The organism is Facklamia hominis CCUG 36813, from assembly GCF_000301035.1.
GTDB classification, from domain to species: Bacteria; Bacillota; Bacilli; order Lactobacillales; family Aerococcaceae; genus Facklamia; species Facklamia hominis.
In genome coordinates, this window is sequence record NZ_JH932292.1 from 1,570,586 (window position 1) to 1,578,416 (window position 7,831).

Genomic DNA, 7,831 nt, shown 5'->3' on the forward strand with positions numbered 1-7,831 from the left:
GGGATTTTATTTTACCGACTATAATCGAGGATTCGTTTTATGTATATGTATCTTTTGGTTATTCTACCGACTTTAATGCTTCTAACATGTCCACATGTTTTAGTTTATGGAATACTAATCTTCCTAAAATGAGGGTGATTATTCCAATGATTCCTAATGGAATTGCAAAAGAGATCCAGCTTAGAGCGGGATTAAACATGATTTCTGCAGGAGGGACAATTTTTAGGATATATATAAATAAGGCGTCCCCTAGAATATAGCCGGCAAAAATTCCGAGAAGTGTAAGGAAAATGGTTTCTCTATAGATATACATGGTAACTTCCCTATTGTGGAAACCTAGAACCTTGATGGTTGAAAGCTCTCTGATCCTCTCTTGTACGTTGATATTGGTTAAATTATAGAGAATTACCATGGCTAATAAGGTGGCTACAACGATAATAAGTAACATAATTTTGTTTAGAGCGGTTACCACAATATTGGTTTGATTTTCAATGAGTGTGTTTGAAACAACGCCCTTTACGCCGTCGATGTTCATGAATTGTTTAGCAACCTTATTGGCATTATCAAGGCTACTGTCAGCGAGTGTAACAATCTCGGCATTTGCCTCATAGTTTTCGCCAAAGGCTTTTTCGTAGTTTTTATCGGTCATAAACATAAAGTGTCCTGCATACATTTCTGAAATAGCAGCAACTTTTACAGTTTTATCATGGTCATGTTTATCTTGAATGGTTAACTCATCGCCAATTTTTGTTCCGGTAATATCTGCTAGCCGTTCACTAATGACCACGCCATCCTCAGGAAGCTTAATGGTTTTTCCGGATTTACGATCTCTTAGGATAATAAATTCATTGACCTTATCAACATCATTACTAACCAGCAGATTAATTTCTTGTTTATCATTGAAATCTCCGGCAACTTTTGTGACTTTATCATAATGTAATCCTGTGTGGTTGGTTACTTGGTGACTAGTTAGCAGGTCGTCGATTTGTTTCTTATCATCATCGCTTTGTTGATTGTTAAAGGCGACGATGAGATCATAATTGATGAGTTCACCGAATTGGGTAGTTTCAATTCCTTCAATGGATCTTTGAACGCTAAAACCTGCAAATAACAAGGTGGCTGCACCCGCTACCCCAAAGATTGTCATGAACATTCTTTTTTTGTATCTAAAAATATTTCTAGCCGTTACTTTTTGGATAAAGCCCATCCTACTCCAAATGGGTGTGATTTTCTCAAGTAAAATTTTCGAACCCTTTGCAGGTGGTTTAGGTAGAAGTAGGTTGGTTGGCTTATCATTTAATTGTTTTTTAGCCACAATGAACGCCGGTATCACGGAACTTATCAGAGAAAGAATGAGAGAGATCACGACAAGCTTGGGGTAGAAGGCTAGCTGTATCTTAGGCACACTAAAGTGTTTGCCATAGGCATTAAATATTATTAATGGAAGAAGCGTATGACCGAGGATGACGCCAAATAGCGTTCCTAAGATTCCAGCAATAAATCCATAGATAGTAAATTTCTTAATGATATCTTTATCTTGATAACCTAGAGCTTTTAAGGTGCCGGAGTTGATTCGTTCCTCATCGATAAATCTTGTCATTGTTGTAAGTGTGACTAAAGCTGCTACAAAATAGAGGAAGACTGGGAAGATATTAGATAGCTTATCGACAATATCTGAAATGGTTCGATAGATCGTATATCCAGCAGAACCCAGCGCTTCACGTCGGTTATAAATATTATAAACAGGTGTTTCGATGGAATCCATTAGCTCTTTGGCAGCCTTTATTTTCTCTTCACCATCTTTGATTTTATCGTTGGCCTCTGTTGATTTTTCATTAAATTCTTTCAAGCCATCTTGGTATTCTTGTTCTTTTTCTTCTAGTTCTTTGACATTTGTCTTGTATTTATCAAGATTGGATTGATATTCAGCTTCTTTGCGATTTAATTTTTCAAAAGCTGCATTCCAATTATTAAGGCCTTGGTAGTAGGTATTTAAATTTTGTGTGTAGAGATTGACACTTGACTGATATTGAGCTTTGCCGGACTGATAGTCTGCTTTTGCTTGATTGAGTTCCGCTTCTTTTTGCTGGAGATTTGCTCTGCCAGCTTCCAATTTTTCTTCACCAGCCGCAATTTCAGCTTGTTTTTCATCCAAGTCGGCTTTTGCAGTACCTAATTTTTCATAAGCGACATTAAGTTCAGTGCGTTTGTTGTCGAGTTCTTTTTTGCCAGTTTCTAATTGTGCTTCTACCTCTGGGGTAAGCATTGCTGCTTTTGTTTGATTGAGTTCATTAAGTTTTTGTTTTAGTCCGTCCAGATTTGCTTGATTGGCCACGAGTTCGCTGGTAAGATTCTCTTTTGTTTCATCATCGATATCCGGATTCGAAAGGTCGATCGTTATTTGATCAATTCTTGCTTCAAGTGGGGCTATGTTGTTTTCTACTTCGGAAATTCCGTTTAATAAGTTAGTCACTTGATCTTGTTTTTGCTGTAGTTCATTTTCAGCGGCGGTTAGCTGTTCATTCTTACTATCCACTTCTGCTTTCTTCTGTTCATATTGATCCAGTCCTGCAGCCAATTGGTCTTTGCCATTAGCCAGCTCATTTTCTTTGTTGGCTAAGGTATTTTGGGCGGTTGCGAGGTCTTTTTTGCCTTGGTTAATGAGTCCAAAAGCATTGTTTAATTGATTTTCTGCCATGATTAAGGAAGATTTACCAGCATCTAATTTGGCTTTTCCAGCTTGGAGTTCCTGCCATTTTTGATCTAAGGTCTTTTTACTGGAACTAAGTAATCCTTTGGCGTCTTTTAATTTTTTATCCGCATCAGCTAATTGATCTTTACCATCGGCTATCTTATCTTTGGCACTGTCTAATTTTTGTTGCTTGTCATTTATTTTACTTTGAGCGTCATCGATCTTAGCTTGCCCCTCATCGATTTCATCTTGGATATTCGATTTGATCGTTGCCAAGCGATGACTTCCTCGGTCTTTTAATCGATCGTTCAGTTCATCGGTGTGGGCTTCGATTTTACGCCGATATTCATCAGAAAAAGGATTGAGATTGTTGGTATCTTCATAACGCATTCTTGCGATCATGAAATAATCCGAGTCAAAGTTGTCATCCATGACATAAGCAAAACCGGTCAAGTTACCATCACCGGCTTGGGAAGCTCCCATATTCGCATAGGAAATATATTCTGCCGAATCGACAAAACCTACTAGCTTATAGCTATGATTTTTGAGGACCATTTTATCATCGATACCTGTTTTTTCGATAAAGCTGATCTTATCCCCAATTTTATAGCGATCTTCAAAGTTTTTTGAAAGAAGGATATCTGTTTGATTTTTCAAGTCATTTCCTTCTTGGATGATATATTTAGAAATCTCTTTAGGTTGGGATAAGATTCTAATCGAGCTGTTGCTGTCATCGATCGATACATCTTTTAAGTAGCCATATTCAATCTGACTGATGCCACTTACTTTATCGATTTGCTTCACATCATCACGATCAATTCCCATAGACCCTATGACGGTGACATCTGTTAGATTGGTCTGGTTAAAATAGTTTTCGCCTGTTGTTACCATATTCGGTCCGGTAACTTTTAACCCTACAAGGGCAAAAGATCCGATCATCATTAGCATAAAAATTGAAAAAAATCTGCCGGTTGATGATTTAAAACTTCTGATGATGCTTTTCTTGAGTGATTTCATAACACACCTACCATTCTAAATCCATGATATTTGCGGGGTGTGGATTGACTTCAATCTTTTCCACCGTGGCATCACGGACTCTAATAACTCGGTCTGCAATGGGAGCAATGGCTGAGTTGTGGGTGACAATGACGACTGTGGTATTTTTTTGACGACTCATATTTTGTAAGATTTTGAGGACTTGCTTACCTGTTTCATAGTCGAGGGCGCCGGTTGGTTCATCACATAACAAAATTTTTGGGTTTTTAGCAATGGCACGGGCTATAGCTACCCTCTGTTGTTCTCCACCTGATAGCTCTGCGGGAAAATTGTTCATTCTTTTCTCAAGACCGACACTTTTTAAAACTTCCTCAGGGTCTAGGGCATCTTTGACAATGTCTGATGCCAACTCCACATTTTCCTTGCTCGTTAAATTTTGGACCAGATTATAAAATTGAAAGACAAATCCGACGTCATTTCTTCGGTAGTCGGTTAATTCTTTTTTACTGTAATTGGAGATATCCTTATTATCGATGATGACTTGCCCTTTACTATTGGTATCCATACCGCCTAGAATATTAAGGATAGTTGATTTACCAGCTCCTGAGTTTCCAAGGATGATCGCCAATTCACCTTCTTCGATTTCAAAATTCACATCACGATTCGCAACGATTTCGTTTTGTCTGCCTTCGTTATATATTTTATAAGAGTTTTTCATTTTTATATAACTCATCTTAAATATAGCTCCTTTCGTTATTGACTAGTAAGACCATATTTTACAAAGATAACTATAGGGGTACAATTAGCAACTTATAACTAGTGTCTATTTATTAGACAAATGCATAAAAGTGGTGTAGAATTTTAGAAAACTTAGATTAGGAGGGCCTATGAGAAACGCGATCAATTCCTATAATACCAAGCTTTTACTGGCAAATACCCTAAAAGAACTATTAAAACACAAGTCCTTTTCAGAAGTGACAGTGACTGAAATTACCAAGCTGAGTGAAGTCAATAGGAATACCTTTTATTATCATTTTGACTATATCTACGATTTATTATGTTGGCTTTTGGAGCAGGAGGCGATAAAGAAAGTCCGTGACTACAATACGATTGATGATATTGATGATGCGATTAATTTTACACTGGATTATATTGATGAGAATCGCGATTTTCTGACAAATATCATCAATTCTGTGGGGGAGCGTGACTTAAAAAGATTTTTATCCAAGGATTTTATGGAAATAATTGGAAACTTTATTCGTCTGGCGGAAAAAGAATTAATGGTCGAGATCGATGAAGATTACAGAAATTTCCTGACAACCTATGTTACAGAAGCCACGGCAGGGATTTTAATTGAACTTATTTATGCTAAAGAGGCGATCCCTCGCGAGAAAATCAACCACTTTATTCAAGTCACGACGGTTAATACCATCATTGCCTCTCTAAAGGCGTATAAAGAGTGAACGCCAAGATGAATCCTTAAAACAAATAATCAATCATAAAAAGATTAAGCAGAATGTCATCGATAAGGGACGTTCTGCTTAATTTTTTTATGGGTATTCAGGCTTTGAAGGTAGCTATTCTTTCAAATTTTCAATTCTAGTTAAGTAGTCTCCATTTTTTAGAGGTTTGACGATTAAGTTTAATTTAGGGATAATCCCTCACCTATTTTATAAAAGTGGAATAGCGGAAGAGTTTACATAAAGGCCTTGATCAATTATACTTAAGGGTAAGTGTAAAAAATGTTTAAGTTATTTTAAAAACAGCAGACCAACTAGATAATTGAACGATGGAAACAATTAATCGATAAGCTTATTCGATCAATTAAATTATAACTATCATTGGATTGTCAACATCTATTTGTACAATCTAAAATCGAACGTAGTAATTTAAGAATAACCAATAACTGATAGCTGATCCTAAATGTCTATATTCAACTGGTGATATGAAGTTTTTTATTATACTGACTACAGAACGAGAAAGGAGACTATATCAATGTCTGTTCAAAATAATAAACGATATCAATTTAACCAATTTCAAATTAAGCTGTTTATGGCAATGCTTATGGTATTAGATCATTTGCCACATATTCCAGGACTGGTGCCACCTTTATTGGTAGGTATATTCCATGCAGTAACACGTTGCGTGGCGGTATGGTTTGCATTTAATGCTGTAGAAGGTTTTCTGCATACAAGGAGTCAGATTCAATACAATCTGAGATTGTTTGGCTGGGCTGTATTTATGGCTGCTGGAAACAGTTTGATGGAAGTATTATTAAGAAGCAAAGATATTCATATTGATAATAATATCTTTTTGACACTGGCACTGGGTGTATTGATTCTGAATATAAATGCGGATTCCAAAAAGTGGTTCGTAAAAAATAGCTTAACAAGAGTGCTTCAAGTGTTGTTGGAAATTGGTGTATTTATTGTAGGATTCATATTTGCCGAAGGTGGTAATATTGTAATTCCATTTATGCTTATTACATATTTGTTTAGAGGATCACCTAAAAAGCGAAATTTGATATATATTATATATGCAGTAATTCTTGCAGCGTTGTCTATAAGTGATATATTCAATTATGAGGATCCAATGATTGCTTTGGATATGATGTTATATAATTCGGACTGGTTATTTATTACAGTTCTTCCATTTATGTATCTTTACAATGGGGAACGAGGCAAAAATAACAAATTTACAAAATATTTCTTTTATATTTTTTATCCTGCCCATTTGTGGATTATTGCGATCATAAGCTATTTTGCATAACAACAACGGAGGTTTTATAACGTCTATATTGCCAACAAAACATCTCGGCAAGGTATATGAAGAAGATTCCCTATACCGCTTTAAGCGATATCAATTTCAGCGAGCGTCGGATCATTCAAAAAGGGCAAATGGGCTTGAAACGTACCTTTACCGAAGTGACGACCCATGCTAATGGGAAAGTAACTCGAAAAGTCTTAGACTATACTGCGGATGATCGTCTACCAATCGATGAGATTATCGAAGTGGGAACCAAGTTGGTAAGCCAATCTTCACCATCCCAAGGACAAGCTGGTGATGAGAAGCCAGTTCAACCAGAACAACCATCCAAGGAAACAAGCCGACCTTCTCCAGGACAAGCTCAAGACCAACCAAAGGAAAGCAATAAAGCTTCTCAAGGACAGGCTCAAAGCCGTCCAGCGGACAAAGGGGCGCTAGCTCCTGCTAAACCTCAAGTAGCGGTGTTGCCTCAAACGGGCGAAAGTGATCCTAGCTTGATTTTTGGGATGGCAGCCTTATCGATTCTTGCCAGTGTTGGATTAGTTAAGCCTCGCTCTAAGGTCAATAAGCGATTAAATAGGCAGATCGGCCTTTAGAGGCTGATGGATAGGAATAAGCAAAAGAACTAAGCAACTGGAAGGGGCTTGGTTCTTTTTTTGTGGCGTCTATACTTTGTTGGTAATCCCACCCCATAAATCTCCTCATGGCTTGCCAAGAATCGTGATCGTTAATTGTAACCCTTGGCGTGTTGAGAGTACTAAATTAGCTCCGAAATGTAACTCTCATCGCTCTGAGAGTACTAAATTAGCTCCGAAATGTAACTCTTGTTGTGTTGAGAGTACTAAACTAGCCCTGAATTGTAACTCTCGATGTGCTGAGAGTACCAAATTAGCCTCAAATTGTAACACTCGTTGTGTTGAGAGTACTAAACTGGCCCCGAACTGTAACTCTGAGCGCGCTGAGAGTACTAAAATAGCTCCGAATTGTAACACTTGTTGTGTTGAGAGTACTAAACTGGCGCTGAATTGTAACCCTCATCGCCCTGAGAGTACCAAATTGGCCCCGAATTGTAACTCTCGTCGTGCTAAGAGTACCAAACTAGCCCCGAATTGTAACTCTGATCGTGCTGAGAGTACTAAACTAGCCCCGAATTGTAACTCTGATCGTGCTGAGAGTACTAAATTGGTCCCAAATTGTAACTCTCGTCGTGCTGAGAGTACTAAATTAGCCCCGAAATGTAACTCTCATCGCTCTGAGAGTACTAAACTGGCCTCGAATTGTAACTCTCGTTGTGCTGAGAGTACTAAAATGGGCTCGAACTGTAACTCTTGTTGCCCTGAGAGTACAAAAATGGGCTCGAACTGTAACTCTTGTTGC

Annotated in this window: 5 protein-coding genes; 3 read left to right on the plus strand and 2 right to left on the minus strand. The window is 37.6% G+C overall.

What is annotated here, in order from left to right; genetic code table 11:
• Window positions 1-58: 58 nt before the first annotated feature.
• Window positions 59-3,709 carry an FtsX-like permease family protein gene (locus HMPREF9706_RS07360; protein ID WP_006908741.1) on the minus strand — a complete coding sequence of 1,217 codons (3,651 nt, stop codon included), beginning with the start codon at window positions 3,707-3,709 and terminating at the stop codon, window positions 59-61.
• 7 nt (window positions 3,710-3,716) lie between these two features.
• Window positions 3,717-4,421: an ABC transporter ATP-binding protein gene (locus tag HMPREF9706_RS07365; RefSeq protein WP_006908742.1), complete on the minus strand. Its 705-nt coding sequence runs from the start codon at window positions 4,419-4,421 to the stop codon at window positions 3,717-3,719.
• 154 nt (window positions 4,422-4,575) lie between these two features.
• On the opposite strand from HMPREF9706_RS07365, the gene HMPREF9706_RS07370 reads away from it, so the two are divergent.
• The 3 genes from HMPREF9706_RS07370 to HMPREF9706_RS07380 all read left to right on the plus strand — a co-directional run bounded on the left by HMPREF9706_RS07370 (window position 4,576) and on the right by HMPREF9706_RS07380 (window position 7,050).
• Window positions 4,576-5,151, plus strand: coding sequence for a TetR/AcrR family transcriptional regulator C-terminal domain-containing protein (locus HMPREF9706_RS07370; RefSeq protein WP_006908743.1), 576 nt, complete (start codon window positions 4,576-4,578; stop codon window positions 5,149-5,151).
• Between the two features lie 532 nt (window positions 5,152-5,683).
• Complete coding sequence (locus HMPREF9706_RS07375; protein ID WP_006908744.1) at window positions 5,684-6,457, plus strand: TraX family protein; 774 nt, start codon at window positions 5,684-5,686, stop codon at window positions 6,455-6,457.
• A 56-nt stretch (window positions 6,458-6,513) separates the two neighbouring features.
• Window positions 6,514-7,050 (plus strand): G5 domain-containing protein, encoded by a 537-nt coding sequence (locus HMPREF9706_RS07380; protein ID WP_006908745.1) that lies wholly within the window; start codon window positions 6,514-6,516, stop codon window positions 7,048-7,050.
• Window positions 7,051-7,831 lie beyond the last annotated feature (781 nt).